The sequence below is a fragment of the Streptomyces sp. NPDC058964 genome, from assembly GCF_042741275.1.
Classification (GTDB): Bacteria; Actinomycetota; Actinomycetes; order Streptomycetales; family Streptomycetaceae; genus Streptomyces.
Window position 1 is genome coordinate 8,021 of record NZ_JBHYKH010000062.1, and the last position, 18,617, is coordinate 26,637.

The following is an 18,617-nucleotide window of genomic DNA, read 5'->3' on the forward strand; positions in this document are numbered from 1 at the left end:
GCCCCGGGGCGGGGCGGGCGCGCGAGCGGGGGGGGGGCGGGGGCCGGTGGAGGGCCGGCCTGGTGGACGAAGGGATCGGTGATGTCCTGCGCGAAGCGGCCGTACGAGGAGCCCGATCCCGGGATCACGCCGGCCGGCTCGGCGTAGGAGAGGGCCGAGAAGAGCTCGGTCACCCCGGGGGCACGAAGGAGACGACGATGGCCGGACCCGCGGGACGGCCTGGCCGGGCACGACGAAGATGCCCGTGCCCAGGGTCGCGCCCACGCTCAGCAGGGTGGGCTGCGCGACCCCCATGGTCCGTCCGAGGGACCCCGGCCGCCTCGCCGACGAGCCTGCCGACAGCCTGTCTCCGCGTCGGCCGGCTGCCCGGGGCCCCGTCCGTCCTTCGGCGTGTGGCCGCGTACCGACCGTCTCCACCGTGCCGCTCCCTCCGCTGTGGGGCTGTCCTGGCCCCTGATGATGCGGAGGGACGGCACCACCGGGACGAGGGAAATCGGCCAAAGGCACGGCCGGCCGGTTCACGGATCGGCCGAACACCTGCGGCCGGGCCGGACAACTCCGGCTAGCGCAGCGCCTCGGCGACCTCCCGCGCCGCGTCCACCACACGGGGCCCGACCCGTTCGGGCACGGAGTCCGCCAGCATCACGACGCCGACGCTGCCCTCCACGCCCGTGACCCCGAGCAGCGGCGCGGCCGCCCCGCTGGCGCCCGCCTCCAACTCCCCGTGCGTCAGGGTGTATCCGGGCTCCGTCATGGACGACTGCCGTGCCGCGAGGATCGCCTTGCCCGCGGCTCCCCGGTCCAGCGGATGCCGGAACCCTGCCCGGTAGGCCACGTGATAGTCCGTCCACGTCGGCTCGACCACCGCGACGGCCAGCGCCTCCGATCCGTCCACCAGCGTGAGATGCGCCGTGGCGCCTATGTCCTCGGCCAGCGACCGCAACGCGGGCAGCGCCGCCTCGCGTACCAGGGGATGCACCTGCCGGCCCAGCCGCAGCACCCCGAGTCCGACCCGGGCTCGCCCGCCCAGATCACGACGCACGAGCGCATGCTGTTCGAGCGTGGCGAGCAACCGGTACACAACCGTCCGGTTCACGCCCAGTTTGTTGGAAAGCTCGGTGACGGTCAGCCCGTGGTCGGTGTCGGCCAGCAGCTTGAGGACGCGCAGTCCCCTGTCGAGCGTCTGAGAGGTCTCCGCGGTCACGACGCCCACTCCTTAAGTGGTGAGGTCGGCAACCCCTGAGCGGCGGATGCGTCGCAGAGTCCCGTCGGCGACGCGCTTCAGAGGCCGCCGATCGGCATGGCGGCCCGGCGGCTCCGGGCCAAGTCGCTTCACGGCTGCGCTCCGCGGCGGCGCTGCCACGGGGCGTGTGCGTAGCGGGACATTAGCGAAGCCGGTTCGCTGAGCGGAAGCCTCCGTCCAGAATCCGGGCAAGACCAGATCCGGCCTGCCATCATTCGTCCGGATACGCACGCCGCCCCAGGACCGGGGGCCGGGGCGAAGCCCCGCGGGGCCGCCTCCTGCCCGACCGAGTCGGGTGGGCGGGTGGGCGGGTGGGCGGGTGGATAGAGAGAGAAATGGGAAGGAAAGAAACCGGTGAACCCGGCGGAGCGTCACCGCATGCGGGTGGCCCACTCCTGCACCTTGGCGATCCGCTGCCTCAGCTGCCCGGCCGTCGCCTCCGCGCTCGGCGGTCCGCCGCACACCCGCCGCAGCTCGGTGTGGATCACCCCGTGCGGCTTGCCGCTCTGGTGGACGTAGGCACTCACCATCGTGTTGAGCTGCTTGCGCAGCTCCATCATCTCCTTGTGGGTGACCACCGGACGCCGCTCGGCGGGCAGTTCCAGCAGGTCGGCCTCGGTGTCCGGTTTCTTGCGGCTGTGCGCGATCTGCCGGGCCTGCCTCTTCTGGAGCAGCAACTGCACCTGGTCGGGTTCGAGGAGCCCGGGGATGCCGAGGTAGTCCTGCTCCTCCTCACTGCCCGGGTGGGCCTGCATGCCGAACTCGGCGCCGTCGTAGAGCACCCGGTCGAAGACGGCGTCGGACTCCAGGGCCTCGAACGGGAGCATGTCCTGCTCGCCGGTGTCCTCGTCCTGCTCCTTGTTCGCCTCCTCCATCTCCTTCTCGGACTCGGCGTACGGGTCCTCCTCGCCCTCCTTCTTCGGCTTGTCCAGGGCGTGGTCCCGCTCCACCTCCATCTCGTTGGCGAAGGTGAGCAGGTCGGGGATGGTCGGGAGGAAGACGGAGGCGGTCTCGCCGCGCCGCCGGGACCGTACGAAACGGCCCACGGCCTGCGCGAAGAAGAGCGGGGTGGAGATGGTCGTGGCGTACACCCCGACCGCGAGCCGGGGCACGTCGACGCCCTCGGACACCATCCGGACCGCGACCATCCACCGGTCGTTGTTGCCGCTGAACTCGTCGATCCGGCCGGACGCGCCCGCGTCGTCGGACAGCACCAGCGTCGCCTTCGTCCCGGTGATCTCCCGGATGAGCTTGGCGTAGGCGCGGGCCGAGTCCTGGTCGGAGGCGATCACGAGCGCGCCGGCGTCCGGGATGGCCTTCCTGACCTCGGTCAGCCGCTGGTCGGCGGCGCGCAGCACGCTGGGCATCCACTCGCCGCGCGGGTCGAGGGCGGTGCGCCAGGCCTGGCTGACGGCGTCCTTGGTCATGGGCTCGCCGAGCCGGGCGGCGATCTCGTCACCGGCCTTGGTCCGCCAGCGCATGTTGCCGCTGTAGGAGAGGAAGATGACCGGCCGGACGACGTGGTCGGCGAGCGCGTTGCCGTACCCGTAGGTGTAGTCGGCGGCGGACCGGCGGATCCCGTCCTGTCCCTCCTCGTACGTCACGAAGGGGATGGGGTTGGTGTCGGACCGGAAGGGCGTACCGGTCAGCGCGAGCCGGCGGGTGGCGGGCTCGAACGCCTCCAGGCAGGCCTCGCCCCAGGACTTGGAGTCGCCGGCGTGGTGGATCTCGTCGAGGATGACCAGGGTCTTGCGCTGCTCGACCCGGTTGCGGTGCAGCATCGGGCGCACACCGACACCGGCGTAGGTCACGGCGACCCCGTCGTACTCCCTGCCGAGCGGGCCCGCGCTGTACTCGGGGTCGAGCTTGATCCCTATCCGCCCGGCCGCCTCCGCCCACTGCTTCTTCAGGTGCTCGGTGGGCGCGACCACGGTCACCTGCTGCACGACGTGGTGGTGCAGCAGCCAGGAGGCCAGGGTGAGGGCGAAGGTCGTCTTGCCGGCGCCGGGGGTCGCGACCGCCAGGAAGTCGCGTGGCTGCTCCTGGATGTACTTCTCCATCGCCCCCTGCTGCCAGGCACGCAGCTTGCTGGCGGTGCCCCAGGGAGCACGGCCGGGGAAGGCCGGGGAGAGGTGGTGGGAGTGGGAAGCGGCGGTGGTAGTCACGGTCTCCGTAGAAGGGGGTCGGGCTGCTCGGCTACGTATGACAACCGGGCCACCCTACCGGCGGCCCGGTGGTGTCAACGCCCGGACGAGGCCGGGTCGCCCGTGGGTGGGACCGACGTCACAGCCGCCTCAACCGCCCCGCGATGACCGCGATGTCGTTCTCCGCTCCCGAGGCCACATCGATGACCAGGCCGTACGCCGTGTCCTGGTCGGCACCGGCGAGATCGATCCCGTTGACGGCGAGGAAGGTCGCAGCGGCCAGCCAGGCGGTGCGCTTGTTCCCGTCGACGAGGGGGTGGTTCGTGGCGATGGCGTGGAGCAGCGCCGCGGCCTGTTCGTGCAGGTCCCGGTAGGCCGCCGTGCCGAACATCCGGGCGCGGGGCCGGTGCACCGCCGAGGCGAGCAGCCCCGGCTCCCGGGCCTCGGGTGCGCGTCCGCCGAAGGCGGCCTCGGCGAGGGCGGTGACCTCGGCGACGGTGAGGTGGCGGGTCATTCGCCGAGCCGCCTCAGCAGGTCGGCGTGCGCCCCGGCCAGCCGTTCTGCGACGGCGAGCACGGCGGCGCCCTCCTGGCGCAGATACCGGTGTACGGCGTCCAGGGCGACGTCTTCCGGCGTGCGCCCCTGGGCGTCCGCGAGGTCGTCGAGGGCCTGCCGGGTGGCGGGGTCGAGGCGGAGGGTCGGTTCGGGCTGGTGCATGCGGGGAGGGTAGGCCGGGAGGCCGGTGCCGGGCGATCGTTTTACGGTTCGCGCAGTCGCCTGGTGACCCACACCCCGATCAGCGCCACCCCGGCCATCGGCAGGAACACGGCGGCGAAGGCGGCGGGGTGCGCGCCCGAGCCGTCGGCCGCGGCGGCCGTGGCGTCCGCCGTGGCGCCGCCGCCCAGGGTGGCGAAGGCCGCGCCGGCCACCGCGAGGAGGACGACGTTGGAGAGGGCGTCGGAGATCTGGAGGGCGGCGGAGTTGGTCCCGGCCTCCTCGGGGGCGGACAGGTGCAGCAGGAGCACGCTGACGGAGGAGATCACCAGCCCCATGCCGAAGCAGCCGAAGGCCCAGGCGACGGCGACCGTCCAGACGGGCACGGAGTCCACCAGCACGCTGGGCGCCGCGGCGATCGCGGCCGCGACCAGCACCATCCCCACGGTCATCAGCCGCTCCCGGTACGGCTCCACCCGTGGCCGCGACTGCACCCACGACCCCAGCGCCCAGGTGGCCCCGCCCGCCGCCAGCGAGAACCCGGCCAGCGTCGGCGACAGCCCCCGCTGGGTGACCAGCATCAGCGGCACGAACGACTCGGCGGCGATGAAGGATCCGGCGGCCACCCCACGCAGCAGCACGACGGACGGCAGCCCGCGCACGGCACGGTACGTACCGCGCGGCAGCAGCCCGAGCACGGCCGGCACGAGGAGGGCGGCGCCCGCGAGTCCGGGGAGCACGGACACCCAGCGCAGGTCCTGCGCGGCGTACTGGAGGAGCCCGGCGCCGAGCGAGATGCCGAGGGCGAGCAGGATGCGCCGCCGGTCCGCGGAGGCCGCGGCCGCGCCCTCGTCCACGGGGCCCGACGCCCGCCGCCGGATCTGCGGAAGCGCGAGCGCCACCGGGAACACGACGAGCACCGGGATCCCGAGGAAGACCCACCGCCAGCCGAGGTGCTCGGTCACGGCGCCCGCCGCCAGCGGCCCGACGACGGACGGCACGACCCAGCCGGCCGCGAACGCCGCCATGATCGCCGGGCGCAGCCGCTCCGGATAGGCCCGGCCCACGACGACGTACAGCGCGACGATCACCAGCCCGCCGCCGAAGCCCTGCACGGCGCGTCCCACGATGAACAACCACATCGCGCCGGCCGTCCCGGCCACGACCAGCCCGGCCGCGAACGCGCCGATCCCGGTCGTCAGTGCCCCCAGCGGTCCCCGGCGGTCGGACCACTGCCCGGCGAGCACCATGCCGAACAGGCTCGTGGTGAAGTAGCCGGAGAAGGCGAACGCGTACAGCGACACCCCGTCCAGTTCCCGGGCCGCGACCGGCATCGCCGTTCCCACCGCGGTCGCCTCGAAGGCGATCAGCAGAACGACGGACACGATCCCGACGCTGAGCGCCCGGTAGGACCGCCCCAGCACGCCCTCGTCGGGTCTGCCGGCTATGTCGGCGGCTTCGTCCACGACTCCGGTGTCGCGCGGCTCAAGGGCGGTCATGCTCGCCAGCGTAAGGCCCAAGAAGTACTTTGGCCCCTGTCGCAAGTCGCCTCCCGCCTGCGACCTTGGTCGTAGGCCCGTTTCATGAACGGCGTGTGGCAGTCCCATTGCGGCCCCACGGATTCCCTTGAGCCACCCTCCGCCCCGCCGTACGTTCATTCCACGAACACGGCCGTGTGCCCGAGTGGCTTAGGGACTCGCCTGCAAAGCGAGGTACGTGGGTTCGATTCCCGCCACGGCCTCTGGCATCGGTGATGCGGCCGACCACTGGCGGGTGGTCGGCCGGGTGCACGAGTGGTTCAGGGACTCGCCCGCGCCGCACCCGTCGGGGAGCCGTGCTCGCGGGGAGTCACACGGGTTCGATTCCCGCCACGGCCTCTGCGGGCCGGCCGGTGCGTCGCCTTCCGCACCACGGTGCGAGCTGTGCCACGCCGAACGCCGCCTCCACCGCGAAGAAGATCCACAGAAGCCGGGTGACGCCGTGGGCCAGGGCGTAGGCCTGCCACAGGGCGAACAGGGCGCGGGCGGTGCCGTCGAGGAGGCCGTGGAGCGGCCGGGGTCCGGTGATCCGCAGGAGGGCCCAGACGACCACGACCGAGCCCATCAGATTGGCGTACAGGGTCTGCATCGGGTCCTGGGCGGGCAGGCCGCCCAGGCCCGCCGCCTCGCCCAGGGACGTCAGCGCGTCGTGCAGGAGCGTGTAGGTCCAGGGGGTCGCGAATCCCGCCGTGACGACCAGGTCGTACCAGGCGCTCGCTCGTACGAGACGCAGGTAGGCGGGGTGGGACGGGGAAGGGAGCTGGAGTCGGTGTCGGTTCACGTCACCCGACGCTAAACACTGGAGTACTGTCCAAGGTCAAGTCCGTTGAGTCCGCGGAACCCGCCGGGGGGGGTCATGCGTATCGGGGAGCTGGCCGCGCAAGCGGGGACGACCAGGGACACCATCCGCTTCTACGAGAGGATCGGCCTCGTCACGGGCCGGCGGCTGGCCAACGGATACCGCGACTTCCCGCCGGAGACGGTCCCCTGGCTGCACTACGTCCGCACCGCCCAGACCCTCGGTTTCTCGCTCGCCGAGATCGCCCGGCACGGCGAGGAACTGCGTGACGCGCAGGACTCCGCCTCGGCCCTGTCGGCACTCTTCGAGGAGAAGATCCGGGTGATCGACGTGCGGATGGCCGAACTGGCCGCCCTGCGGGCCGAACTCGGCGAGCGCGTCGGCACCGGGTGCCCGCTGCGGGCGGCCGGGCGGGACGGCGCCGGGCCGCCCGGCCGTCAGAGCACGCCGCCGGCCTCGTCCTGGAACAGGTCCGTCCAGTAGTGCCGGCCGGCGTCCGCCGTCACGCCCGTGGGGTCGACCGCCGACAGTACCTGGATCATCGTCGTGGCCAACTGGTCGTAGGCCTTGGTGAGTTCGCCCCCGAGGTCCGCGTCGATCGCCCGCTCGCGGTGCAGCAGCCAAAGGGTGAAGGCGAGGGTGGAGACGTCCGTGTTGAGGGGTTCAAGTCTCGCCTCGGGCTCGCTGAAGTTCAGGACCGCACCCGTCGTGCCGTCCACCACCAGGCTGTTGTCCTCGACGAGGCCGCCCAGGCGTATCAGCCGGCCGGAGTGGGCCGGGAGCAGGTCCAGGGGGTACTCGCCCGCCCGCTCGTCCGTGAAGTACTCCGTGAGGGTCGGCAGCGGCACCTCCGTGTCGAGGCGGAACAGCACGGCGTCCTCGGGCAGGCCCGTCTCGCGCAGGAAGCGGCGGGTCGGCTCGTGGGTGAGCGTGACGGGGAAGTCGACCTCCTCGAAGCGGGCCACGCGGCCGCGGCCGAACTCCTGGTCCATGAGGCGGCCGGGAACGTCCAGGGTGAGCCCGGAGCCCGCGCCGGGGCCCGCCGCCAGTGTCAGGGGGCGGATCAGCGCGGCCGCCTTCCAGTACGGCGGGACGTGGCCGTCCGTGTCCTCCTCGAAGAGGGCGAGGAGCCGGCGGGACGCCTCGGTCGCCGTCTTCGTGCCGTACCGGCCCGCGAAGGAGGCGAAACGGCCGCGCAGGTCCGCCAGTTCCTCGGTGACGGCGGCGAACCGCAGCAGGGTCCGCAGGGACGGCGCGAGCGGACGGCTGTCCGTCGGGTCGAAGAGGTACGCGGTGGTGATCTCGCCCGTGTCGCCGTCGAGCAGGATCGACTCCGTCCCCAGGCCCGCCGGTCCCAGCAACTCCCCTATCACCAGCCGGTGCCGCAGTTCCTGCGCGAGGCGGCCCGGGCCGCCGGCGGCGTCCGCGAGCGTGCGCAGACCCGCCGTGCGCAGGGGTGCGAACGTCAGCAGACCGCTGTCGCCGGGCAGTCCGGGGCCGGTCAGCAGGACGCGCGTCGGGACGTGCGTGACGAACGACCCGAGCTCGTCCTCGGTCAAGGTGATCGCCGCGACACCGGCGTCGGTCGTGCTCATCGCTCCCCCGCGATTTCGGTCGTACAGCGTCGTACAGCGTCGTACAGCCTCGTGCGTCGACAGCTCGAGGCACAGGGTGTGTCCGCCGGCCGTCCCCCACTGCCAGAACACTACGCCGCACCACTGACAACGCCCCGCGAATAAGTGACGCCAGGCGAATCCCGCCCGTTCCGTCCCGGCGGGAAATCGCGTGCACGGTCACGTGAAGTACACGCCGCCACGTGAAGAACACGCCCCTACGTGAAGTACACGCCGCCCAGCACCACGACGACCGCCGCCAGTACGAACAGCAGGACCCAGACCAGCAGTTTGCCGACGCTGGGCGGGGGTTCGTAGCGCGGTTCGTCCTCGGGCGGGGTCACTGGCCGGTCACCACCGCGGCCTGCGGGCGGATCGGGAGGCGGTTCACCGGGCGGCCGGTCGCCGCGCGCACCGCGGAGGCGATCGCCGCCGGGGACGTCACGACCGGTACCGCACTGGCCGCCTTCGCACCGAAGGGGGCGACCACGTCCCGCTCCTCGACCAGTTTGACGATCCGGACGTCCGGCGCGTCCAGGGCTGTGGGGAGGGCGTACCCGGTGAGGTCCGGGTGGCGGATCAGTCCGCGCGGGGTGCGCAGGTTCTCGGTGAGGGCGATGCCCACTCCCTGGGTGACACCCGCCTCGATGCGCGCGGAGAGCTGCGCCGGGTTGAGGATCCGGCCGACGTCCTGGGCGACGGCCAGCTCCACGACCCGTACCGAACCGAGTTCGATGTCGACGTCCACCACCGCGCGGATCGCGCAGAAGGCGAGGCCCACGAAGGCGTCGCCCTGGCCCTCGGCGTTGAGCGGCTCGGTGGGGTGCGGGCGGCACTGGGCGGTGGCCCACAGCTCCTTGCCGTCCATCGCCTCGGTGACGGTGGTCGACAGGACGCCGTCGTACGACGTGATCTTGCCGTCGGTGATCTGCAGCAGCTCCGTGGACATGCCGAACTTGTGTGCCAGGGGCTGGAGCAGTTGCGTGCGGACCATCTTGGCGGCACGTTCCACCGCGCCGCCCGAGACCCATGTGTGGCGGCCGCGGCAGCTCCCGCCGGCCGGGGGCTGGTCGGTGTCGACGGGCGCGACGTGCACCTCGTCGATGCCCAGGGTCTCCTGGACGATCTGCCGGGCGAGCGTGGTGAAGCCCTGGCCCGTCTCGACGGCCGCGCAGAGCACGGTGGCGATGCCGTCGTGAACCTTCACCGTCGCCGTGGAAACCTCGTCGGCGCCCTCCGCGCCGAGCATGTGCACCATGCCGATGCCGTAGCCGACGCCCCGGCGCACCGCGCCCGGTTCGCCCGCGCCCTCGGGTCCGCCGGGCAGCAGCCACTCGTCCTCGGGGGTGTCCTTGGGCAGCGGCGGCAGTGGGAAGTCCCGTACGGCCTGGAGGAGTTCGGCGACGGGGGCCGGGCAGGTCACCGTCTGCCCGATCGGCAGCACGTCCCCGGTCGCGAGGGCATTGCGCAGACGCAGCTCGGCCGGGTCCTGGCCCAGCTTCTTGGCCAGCTTGTCCATCTGCGCCTCGTAGGCGGCGCACACCTGCATGGCGCCCTCGCCACGTACGTGGCCGGAGGGCGGGTTGTTGGTGCGGACGGCCCAGCCCTCGATGAAGGCGTTCGGGACCACGTACGGGCCGCAGGCGAAGGAGACGGCGGCGGCCAGGGCCTCGGCGGAGGTGTCGGCGTACGCGCCGGCGTCGAGGAGGATCTGCGCCTCGACCTTGACCAGGTTGCCCTCGGCGTCGGCGTGGTGCCGGTAGCGCAGGAGGGTGGGGTGCCGGTGGACGTGGCCGAGGAAGGACTCCTCGCGGGTCGCCGTGAGCTTCACCGGGCAGCCGGTCCTGAGCGCCAGCAGGCCGAGCGGGAGCTGGAAGCCCTGGTCCTCGCGATCGGCGGTGGCGCCGGGAACGCCGGTGACGACGATCTTCACGCGGTCGGGGGCCAGACCGTAGACCGCGGCGGCCGTGTTGCGGTCGGTGTGCGGGTCGGTGGAGGCCAGGTAGAGCTCGACGCCGCCGTCGGGGCGGGGCACGGCGAGGCCCGCCTCGGCACCGATGGGGGCGGGGTCCTGGCGGCCGATGCGGTACAGGCCCTCGACGACGATCTCGCCGATCGCGTCCGGGTCGCCGTGGCGCAGCGGGATGTGCCGGATCAGGTTGCCGTCCGGGTGCAGCGGCTCGGCCTCGAAGGCCTGCTCCGGGTCGGTCACCGGGTCGAGCACCTCGTACTCGACGATGACGGCCGCCGCGGCCATCCGCGCGGTGTCCGGGTGGTCGGCGGCCACGGCGGCGATGGGCTCGCCGTGGTGGCGTACGACCTCGGAGGCGAACACCGGGCGGTCGGGCGTTCCCCGGCCGTACCGGGGGGTGCCGGGCACGTCCTCGTGGGTGACGACGGCACGCACGCCGGGCATCTCGCGCGCGTGGGAGGTGTCGATCGACACGATGCGCGCGTGCGGGTGCGGGGAGCGCAGTACGGCCGCCCACAGCAGGCCCTCGGCCCACAGGTCGGCCGCGTACGGGAAGGTGCCCTCGGTCTTGGCGCGGGCATCGGCCGGCAGCAGGGAGGCGCCGAGGCCGTGCGGCAGCGGTTCGGGGGCGCCGGCGGCCTCCGCCGCGGTGGTCACGGTGGCGGCTTCGTTGCTCACGCCTGGCCTCCGTCCTGTCCGTAGGACTGGTCCTGCCCGTAGGACTGGTCCTGCCCGTAGGACTGGTCCTGCCCGTAGGACTGGCCCTGCCCGTAGGACTGGCCCTGCCCGTAGGACTGGTCGTGCGGGACCGGCGGGCCGGACGCCTCGAACGCCGACGGGTTGACGCCGCCGGCACCCGGACCCGCCTGGTGCGGAATACGCGGCTCGTCCGCGTCCGCCTCGGCCTCCGCCGCGGCGTGGGCCTCGCGTTCGGCCACGACTTCCTGGACCGCCTCCAGGACGCCCCGGTAGCCGGAGCAGCGGCACAGGTTGCCGCACAGCGCCTGGCGCGCCTCCATGTCGGTCGGCGCGGGGTTGCCGGCCAGGAGGTCGTGCACGGTCATCGCCATGCCGGGCACGCAGAAGCCGCACTGCACCGCGCCGCACTTGGCGAGCGCCCGCTGCACGTCGGAGGACTGTCCGTCGACGGCTAGCCCCTCGACGGTGCGGACCTCGCTGCCGGCCGCGGTGACCGCGGGCACCAGGCAGGAGGCGACGAGCCGGCCGTCCACCTGGACGTTGCAGGCCCCGCACTCGCCCTGCGAGCAGCCGTCCTTGGCGCCGGCGAGCCCGAGCCGCTCGCGCAGCACGTACAGCAGCGACTCGCCGATCCAGGCGTCGGTGACGGGCCGGTCGGCGCCGTTGACACGCAGGACGAAGGAGGCGAGGGGGTGGTCGTCGTGCGGCGGGAGGGGGGCCTCGTCGCCGGGCGAAGGCGCCGGACCGGACGCGTGCTCCGGGTCGCCCGCCGCGGCCTCGTCGGCCGTGACGGCCGTTTCCCGGGCTTCCGGGGCGACTTCGGCATCAACGGCGGCGCCGGGGCCCGCGGGGCGTCCAGCGGGCCCCTCGGAGGCCTCCTGGGCGTCACCGGGCCCGGTCTCCGCGGCCGGTTCGGCGTCCTCGGCCGGTTCGGCCGTCCTGCCCGCGCGCTGCGCGGGGTACGCGTGGCCGGCGCCGGACTCCACGTCCGGCGTCGGCGGGAAGTCCGCGCCGCGGGCCGGCAGGTCGTGCCCGGCGAGGGTTCCGGGGTCGTCGTCGGTGGGCGGCTCCGGGTATCCGGCGCCGGCCGCGAAGCCGTCTCCGGTGTCACCGGGAGTCAGCGGGGGCGCGTACGCCGAGTGCTCGTCGGCCAGGTGCCCGGCACCCGTCGGGTGCTCGCCGGTCCGCGGATCCGCCGTCTGCTGCGCCCAGGACTGTCCGGCACCCTCCGTCGCCCAGGGCGCGGGCGCGCCGCCGGGCAGGGTCGCCGGCGGCGTACCGCCCCACTGCTCGACGAGGGAGGACGGGGTGAACTCGCCCGATTCGTCGGGCAGGTCGCCGCCGGCGACGGGGATGGACCACTGGCCGGTCACGTCGTGGCCGGGCGCGGGCGCGGCGGGGTCCTCGAAGGTCCAGTGCTGCGTGGACCCGGGGCTGTACGTGAACCGGTCGTCCGCGCCGGTCCCCCGGGACGCGGCGTTGGGGTCGGGCCACTGCGTGCCGTCGGCGGGCATCGTCCAGGTGCCCGTCGCCCCGGGGTCGGTCGCGCCGTCCGCGGCGGGAGCCACCGCTATCTGCGGCGGCACGTAGCCGTGGCCGGGCGCCGCCAGCGGGCTGTCGGCGGCCAGGAGTGCCTCGATGCCCCCTTCGGGGAGCTTCACGAAGGCGGTGGCGCCGTCGTCGTAGTCGCCCTGGGGCAGCGGGTCCCAGCGGCCGCCGCCCTGGGACCTGCCCTCTCCGTGCTGGTCGTCGGTCACGACAGCGCCCTCCCCAGTGCTCGTCGGGCCAGCGCGGCAACGGTGCGCCGCAGGTGCAGTACGGCGGGCGGAAGCGCCGGCACGGAACCGTCCCCCTCCGGGGCCGGGTCGGGGATGCAGGCCGCGGCGACGTACTCCCCGAAGGCGTTCAGGGCCTCGGGGACGAGCGCGCGGTCGTTGTCCCAGTCGATGAGCCGGGCGACCCACTGTTCGGCGTCCAGGGGCCGGAGCGGCATCGGCGCGATGGCACCGACGGCACACCGTACCGCCCGCCGGGCGGGGTCGAGGACCAGGGCCACGGAGGCCAGGGCACGGCCCGGCCCGGTCCGTCCGGTCGCCTTCAGGAACACCTGCGGGGCGTGCAGCAGCGGCACGCGCACGTAGCCGATCAGCTCACCGCCGCGAAGCATCTCCATGCCCGCCAGCAGGTGCGAGACCGGGATCTCCCGGCGGGCCCCGCCGGGACCCGCGACGATCACCGCCGCCTCCAGGGCGGCGAGGACGGGAAGCGCGTCCCCGGTGGGCGCGGCCGTGGCGATGTTGCCGCCCAGGGTGCCCGCGTTGCGGATGTGCGGCGGGCCCGCGGCGCGCGCGGCGGCCGCGAGCGCCGGGATCAGCGCGGCGAAGTCGGGGCGGCCCATGCGGGCGTGCGTGAGGCCGGCGCCGAGCAGCGCGTGGCCGTCCTGGTACTGCCAGCCGCGGATCTCGCTGATCCGGCCGAGCCCCACCAGGGCGGCGGGCCTGAGCTGCCCGGAGTTCACGGCGGCCATCAGGTCGGTGCCGCCCGCGACGGGCACCGCGGTCGGCATGGCTGTGAGCGCCGCCACAGCCTCGTCCAGCGTCGTGGGCAGCGTGACGGCCTGCGCCGCCTGCGGTGCGTGCGTGGTCAAACCGGCTGCCCCTTCCGCTGCCCCACCTGGTCCCACCTGTGCTGCCGTACGGTACGTGCTCACAGGGCGGACGTGGCAACTCTGGCACATCATCGCAACACTCGAACGCGGGGGTCCGCTAGGAGGCATTCGCCCACTTCACTGGGGAGATAGTCCGTTTTCGTACCTCATCTCCCGTGGGAACCGATTGACACTCTCCGGTGACCCTTGGGGTCTTTTTCCATTACCTGTTCGGAGGCGGTCCGTCGAGGGGGCGGCCGGGCACTCCGGGGCGCCGCTGCCAGGGCCGGGGCCCGGCGGGCGGGCGGTAGGCGACACCCAGGGCGTCAAGTCGCCCGTAGTGGGCGGCCATCCGCGCCTCGAACCCGGCGAAGTCCCGGTCCTCCGGGGCGGGCAGGTCGCTCCAGGCCACCTCGGCGAAGGCGGCGAGCCTGGGGAAGGTCTGGTAGTCCACGCGTGCGGGGTCCTCCATCACCTCGGTCCACACGTTCGCCTGGGCTCCCAGCACATGGCGGGCCCGGTCCTCGTCCAGCGCCGGCGGAACCGGCTCGAACCGGTAGACGTCTTCCAGGGTGCGCACGTACGCGATCGGTACGGGTTCGTCCTCGCCCGCCGCCTGCCGGTAGTCCAGGTACACCTGCTGCTCCGGGCACATCACGACGTCGTGCCCGGCCCGCGCGGCGGCGACCCCGCCCTCGTAGCCGCGCCAGGACGAGACGGCCGCCCCCTCCGGGAGCCCGCCCTCGAGGATCTCGTCCCAGCCGATGAGCCTGCGCCCGCGCGCGGTGAGCCACGTGGCGAAGTGCCCGATGAACCAGGACTGCAGCCCGTCCTCGTCCGCGAGTCCGAGTTCGCCGATACGGGTCTGCGCGGCCGGCGACCGCTTCCACTGGTCCTTGAGGCATTCGTCGCCGCCCACGTGAACGAACGCCGAGAACTCGGCGGCGTCCGCCGGGAACAGGCCGAGGAGTTCCTCGAACACCCCCTCGTAGAAGCGCAGGGTGTTGTCGGTGGGAGCGAGTACGTTCGGGGAGATTCCCCAGTTGTCCCAGACGGAGAGGGCCGTGGTGTCGATGACGTCGGTGTTGCCGAGTTCCGGATACGCGGCGATGGCCGCCTGCGAGTGGCCGGGTACGTCGATTTCGGGCACGACGGTGATATGCCGCTCGGCGGCGTAGGCGACGATCTCCCGGATGTCGTCCTGGGTGTAGAAACCCCCGTGCGGCTTCTCCTCCCAGAGCGGCGAGGCCCGGTGGCCGAATTTCGTACGCGCCCGCCAGGAACCGATCTCGGTCAGCTTCGGGTACCGCTTGATCTCGACCCGCCAGCCCTGGTCGTCCGTCAGATGGAAGTGGAAGACGTTCAGTTTGTGCGCGGCCATCAGATCGAGGTACCGCAGGACACCTTCCTTCGGCATGAAGTGCCGGGCGACGTCCAGCATGAGGCCGCGCCAGCGAAATCGCGGGCTGTCCTCGATCGTGACGTACGGAAGGTCCCAGTGCTGGTCCGGGCGTACGGGAGCCCGCCGGAAGGCGTCGGGACCGAGCAGCTGACGGAATGTCTGGGCACCCCAGAAGACACCGGCCGCGCTACCGCCCTCGATACGGCGCGCATTTCCGTCCACGACGACGCGGTATCCCTCCGGGGGCAGACCGGGTTCGATGCTCAGCACAATGCTGTTGTCCCGCCCGGCGGTCACGGATGCCTCCGCGAGCGGCAGGCCCGTGGCGGCGCCGACCGTTGCGCGCAGCCACCGCGCGACGCCCTCCGTGCCGGGTCGCGCCTCCAGCCGGGTCTCCTGGTCCAGACTCCCGTAACCGGCTTCGTTCCAGTACGAGTTGCCCGGCGCCGGAATTACGTCCAACACGTGAGTCCCTAACCGCTCCGCCCGGCCCGGAGACCGGCCGCCGCTGTACGAGTAGCCGCCTCGGGCCGAGACGGGGTGAACACCTCCGACGGTATTCGCGAACCCCCGCCACACGATCGGCATCCGGGTCCGCGAGCGGAACGGAATCACGTCACGGGGGTCGCGGCGGGAATCGCGAAGCCGCCCCGAGGTGATCACGACACCACTCGCCACGACAAGGCCGCGGACGAGACCTGCGGCGAATTCCCGTCGCCCGGGAAGCGGGTCCGCTGGGGGTTGCGAACAGCACCGGTCCGCCTTGCGAGCTTTCCCGACATGCCAGACACATCAGGAAGGTCGCCCGGCACCCGGCGGCCGGGCCGGGTTCCGCGGTCATGCCCGGGACCTCGATCAGGCCGGCTCCTCCCGGTCGGGCCGAGCCCCGCAGACGGGCCGCCCCCCTCGGTCAGGTCGGATCACAAGCCCCCGGCACCCGCGCGGCCGCTTCGACCCCCGGGAGCCTGGTGCGCCCCGGGCCTCCGGAGAGCCGGTCGTGCCGTGGCCCACGCGGCGCGGTGACGGCCTGCCCGAGCATCCCCGCCCGGGGAGCCGGGTCGGCCCGCCGCCGCAGGAGCGCGCGCCGGTGCCGTGTCTCCGTTCCACCGCCCGGCACGCCCGGCCCGTACCAGCGGCAACCGGGTCCCCGGATCTCGCAGTTTGATCGACGCCCGCGCGGCAACGACCGCAACCCTTCCGGGCACAGCAGAGCCGCGGCACCCCTCCACCGGGGACACCGCGGCCATGCTCCGTCCGCCCGGAGCGCCCCGGCGGGCGATGGCGCTACTTGTCGCCGCCCTTGCCTTCGTCGCCGCCGCTGCCCATGGAGTCGTAGATCTCCTTGCACATGGGACACACCGGGTACTTCTTCGGGTCGCGGCCCGGCACCCACACCTTGCCGCACAGCGCCACGACGGGCGTGCCGTCGAGCGCGCTCGCCATGATCTTGTCCTTCTGGACGTAGTGGGCGAAGCGCTCGTGGTCGCCGTCACCGTGGGACACCTGCGGCGTCGGCTCTACGAGGGTCCCGGTACCAGTCCCGCGCTCGGGCTCGAGAGTGCTCATATCGCCAAGGGTACTGAAGCTCACCCGTATCAGTTGAGCGTAGGGTCGTCCGGATAGGTGGCCACCATCGCGAGCTCGTTGCGCTGGCGGCGCAGCACCTCCCGCCAGAGTCTCTCGGGGGAAGGGGAGGAGACGTCGCCCGGCTCCGACTCGACGACGTACCAGGCGCCCTCCACCAGCTCGTCCTCCAGCTGACCGGGGCCCCAGCCGGCGTACCCGGCGAAGATCCTCAAGGACCCGAGGGCCGAGGCGAGCAGCTCCGGTGGGGCCTCCAGGTCCACCAGCCCGATCGCGCCGTGCACCCGGCGCCAGCCGAGCGGGGCGCGGTCGCCGGACGCGCCACCGGGGATGACCGCGACGCCGAGCGCGGAGTCCAGCGAGACCGGGCCGCCCTGGAAGACCACGCCGGGCTCACCGGCCAGGTCCGCCCAGCCCTCGAGGATGTCGCCCACGTCCACCGGGGTCGGACGATTGAGGACGACGCCGAGGGAGCCCTCCTCGTCGTGGTCGAGAAGGAGCACCACCGCACGGTCGAAGTTCGGGTCCGCCAGGGCGGGCGTTGCCACGAGCAACCGCCCTGTGAGCGAGGACACCTCGGTCATGCCAGACATGATCCCGCATCTTCCCTTCGTGTGGGGAGCCAATGCGGGTACGCGGGTGAATGCAGCTCAGGGCGCACCGGTGCGCCCCAAGCGCACGCCCGCGGCGGTGACCCCATGTGCCCGTTTGGGAACGGTTCGTGTTGTGACACACCTGTGGCGATCCTGGGCGGTCCTTGGGCTTACGGCAGGGGGGCGGTAGGCGATTACCCTGTCTGTCCGGCCCCTGCCCCACTCCACGGAACGCGAGATTCATGACCGTCAACGACGATGTCCTGCTTGTCCACGGCGGAACCCCGCTGGAGGGCGAGATCCGTGTCCGCGGCGCGAAGAACCTCGTGCCGAAGGCAATGGTCGCCGCCCTTCTGGGCAGTGCGCCGAGTCGACTGCGCAACGTTCCGGACATCCGTGACGTTCGTGTCGTACGCGGCCTGCTGCAGCTGCACGGGGTGACGGTCCGTCCGGGTGACGAGCCCGGCGAGCTGGTGCTCGATCCGACCCATGTGGAGAGCGCCAACGTCGCTGACATCGATGCCCACGCGGGTTCCTCGCGCATTCCGATCCTCTTCTGCGGCCCCCTGCTGCACCGTCTCGGCCACGCCTTCATCCCGGGCCTGGGCGGCTGCGACATCGGCGGACGGCCGATCGACTTCCACTTCGACGTGCTGCGCCAGTTCGGCGCGACCATCGAGAAGCGCGCCGACGGCCAGTACCTGGAGGCTCCGAAGGGTCTGCGCGGCACGAAGATCCGGCTGCCCTACCCGTCCGTCGGCGCGACCGAGCAGGTGCTGCTGACGGCCGTAATGGCCGAGGGCGTCACCGAGTTGTCCAACGCGGCCGTCGAGCCGGAGATCGAGGACCTGATCTGCGTTCTGCAGAAGATGGGCGCGATCATCGCGATGGACACCGACCGCACGATCCGCATCACCGGTGTGGAGAGCCTCGGCGGCTACACCCACCGCGCCCTGGCGGACCGGCTGGAGGCCGCGTCCTGGGCGTCGGCGGCGCTGGCGACCGAGGGCAACATCTACGTCCGCGGCGCTCAGCAGCGTTCGATGATGACGTTCCTCAACACCTACCGGAAGGTGGGCGGTGCCTTCGAGATCGACGACGAGGGCATCCGCTTCTGGCACCCGGGCGGCCAGCTGAAGTCCATCGCGCTGGAGACGGACGTGCACCCCGGCTTCCAGACGGACTGGCAGCAGCCGCTGGTGGTGGCCCTCACGCAGGCCACGGGTCTGTCGATCATCCACGAGACGGTCTACGAGTCCCGGCTGGGCTTCACCTCCGCGCTGAACCAGATGGGCGCTCACATCCAGCTCTACCGCGAGTGCCTGGGCAGCTCCGACTGCCGCTTCGGCCAGCGCAACTTCCTGCACTCCGCGGTCGTCTCGGGCCCCACCCGCCTGCAGGGCGCCGACCTGGTCATCCCGGACCTCCGCGGCGGCTTCTCGTACCTGATCGCCGCGCTGGCGGCCCAGGGCACGTCCCGTGTCCACGGCATCGACCTCATCAACCGCGGCTACGAGAACTTCATGGAGAAGCTCATGGAGCTGGGCGCGAAGGTGGAGCTGCCGGGCAAGGCGCTCGGCTAGTCTCCGGCACGACGATGGGGCGGCCCCCTGGTGTAGGGGGCCGCCCCACCTTCGTTGTTGTCGCCAACCCAGCGGACGCCCCCCCC

General features: G+C 72.7%; 16 protein-coding genes and 1 tRNA gene. 3 read left to right on the top strand and 14 right to left on the bottom strand.

Translation table 11 applies throughout. The features are described 5' to 3' along the window. Positions 1-562: 562 nt before the first annotated feature. The 5 genes from ACFW2E_RS11050 to ACFW2E_RS11070 all read right to left on the bottom strand — a co-directional run bounded on the left by ACFW2E_RS11050 (position 563) and on the right by ACFW2E_RS11070 (position 5,600). The gene (locus ACFW2E_RS11050; protein ID WP_384464734.1) at positions 563-1,204 is read right to left on the bottom strand and encodes an IclR family transcriptional regulator; all 642 of its coding nucleotides are present in this window, start codon (positions 1,202-1,204) and stop codon (positions 563-565) included. A 410-nt stretch (positions 1,205-1,614) separates the two neighbouring features. Then, complete coding sequence (locus tag ACFW2E_RS11055) at positions 1,615-3,408, bottom strand: DEAD/DEAH box helicase (RefSeq protein WP_384464737.1); 1,794 nt, start codon at positions 3,406-3,408, stop codon at positions 1,615-1,617. 118 nt (positions 3,409-3,526) lie between these two features. After that, the gene (locus ACFW2E_RS11060; protein ID WP_384464740.1) at positions 3,527-3,901 is read right to left on the bottom strand and encodes a type II toxin-antitoxin system death-on-curing family toxin; all 375 of its coding nucleotides are present in this window, start codon (positions 3,899-3,901) and stop codon (positions 3,527-3,529) included. Further along, entirely contained in the window at positions 3,898-4,104 is a 207-nt protein-coding gene (locus ACFW2E_RS11065; protein WP_384464742.1) for a hypothetical protein, read from the bottom strand. Before ACFW2E_RS11065 ends, ACFW2E_RS11060 begins: the two co-directional genes overlap by 4 nt. 41 nt (positions 4,105-4,145) lie before the next feature. Continuing rightward, a complete protein-coding gene (locus ACFW2E_RS11070) occupies positions 4,146-5,600 on the bottom strand; it encodes an MFS transporter (protein ID WP_384464745.1) in 1,455 nt (484 codons plus the stop codon). Positions 5,601-5,770: 170 nt separating this feature from the next. On the opposite strand from ACFW2E_RS11070, the gene ACFW2E_RS11075 reads away from it, so the two are divergent. Beyond that, positions 5,771-5,842 (top strand) — tRNA-Cys (locus ACFW2E_RS11075). Between the two features lie 107 nt (positions 5,843-5,949). On the opposite strand, the gene ACFW2E_RS11080 is transcribed toward ACFW2E_RS11075, so the two are convergent. Continuing rightward, entirely contained in the window at positions 5,950-6,420 is a 471-nt protein-coding gene (locus tag ACFW2E_RS11080) for a hypothetical protein (protein ID WP_384464748.1), read from the bottom strand. 75 nt (positions 6,421-6,495) lie between these two features. Here ACFW2E_RS11080 and ACFW2E_RS11085 point away from each other — a divergent pair, with 75 nt between their 5' ends. After that, a complete protein-coding gene (locus ACFW2E_RS11085; protein WP_384464751.1) occupies positions 6,496-6,921 on the top strand; it encodes a MerR family transcriptional regulator in 426 nt (141 codons plus the stop codon). Here the strand turns inward: ACFW2E_RS11085 and ACFW2E_RS11090 are convergent. The 8 genes from ACFW2E_RS11090 to ACFW2E_RS11125 form a co-directional block, all read right to left on the bottom strand. Then, on the bottom strand, positions 6,876-8,033 hold the full coding sequence (locus ACFW2E_RS11090) for an SUKH-4 family immunity protein (RefSeq protein WP_384464754.1): 1,158 nt from the start codon (positions 8,031-8,033) through the stop codon (positions 6,876-6,878). The genes ACFW2E_RS11085 and ACFW2E_RS11090 overlap by 46 nt on opposite strands. A gap of 236 nt (positions 8,034-8,269) precedes the next feature. After that, positions 8,270-8,395 (bottom strand): hypothetical protein, encoded by a 126-nt coding sequence (locus ACFW2E_RS11095; protein ID WP_384464757.1) that lies wholly within the window; start codon positions 8,393-8,395, stop codon positions 8,270-8,272. Further along, on the bottom strand, positions 8,392-10,701 hold the full coding sequence (locus ACFW2E_RS11100) for a xanthine dehydrogenase family protein molybdopterin-binding subunit (RefSeq protein WP_384464760.1): 2,310 nt from the start codon (positions 10,699-10,701) through the stop codon (positions 8,392-8,394). Before ACFW2E_RS11100 ends, ACFW2E_RS11095 begins: the two co-directional genes overlap by 4 nt. Further along, positions 10,698-12,479, bottom strand: a complete 1,782-nt coding sequence (locus tag ACFW2E_RS11105) for a 2Fe-2S iron-sulfur cluster-binding protein (RefSeq protein ID WP_384464763.1) — start codon at positions 12,477-12,479, stop codon at positions 10,698-10,700. The genes ACFW2E_RS11100 and ACFW2E_RS11105 overlap by 4 nt, the downstream gene beginning before the upstream one ends. Then, entirely contained in the window at positions 12,476-13,369 is an 894-nt protein-coding gene (locus ACFW2E_RS11110) for an FAD binding domain-containing protein (RefSeq protein WP_384464766.1), read from the bottom strand. The genes ACFW2E_RS11105 and ACFW2E_RS11110 overlap by 4 nt, the downstream gene beginning before the upstream one ends. 223 nt (positions 13,370-13,592) lie before the next feature. Further along, entirely contained in the window at positions 13,593-15,236 is a 1,644-nt protein-coding gene (locus ACFW2E_RS11115; protein ID WP_384464769.1) for a beta-N-acetylhexosaminidase, read from the bottom strand. An 819-nt stretch (positions 15,237-16,055) separates the two neighbouring features. Continuing rightward, a complete protein-coding gene (locus ACFW2E_RS11120; RefSeq protein ID WP_103841003.1) occupies positions 16,056-16,337 on the bottom strand; it encodes a DUF3039 domain-containing protein in 282 nt (93 codons plus the stop codon). Positions 16,338-16,366: 29 nt separating this feature from the next. Further along, positions 16,367-16,939 (bottom strand): YqgE/AlgH family protein, encoded by a 573-nt coding sequence (locus tag ACFW2E_RS11125; RefSeq protein WP_384464773.1) that lies wholly within the window; start codon positions 16,937-16,939, stop codon positions 16,367-16,369. Positions 16,940-17,190: 251 nt separating this feature from the next. On the opposite strand from ACFW2E_RS11125, the gene murA reads away from it, so the two are divergent. Beyond that, a complete protein-coding gene (murA, locus tag ACFW2E_RS11130; RefSeq protein ID WP_384464776.1) occupies positions 17,191-18,531 on the top strand; it encodes a UDP-N-acetylglucosamine 1-carboxyvinyltransferase in 1,341 nt (446 codons plus the stop codon). The last annotated feature ends 86 nt before the right edge of the window (positions 18,532-18,617 follow it).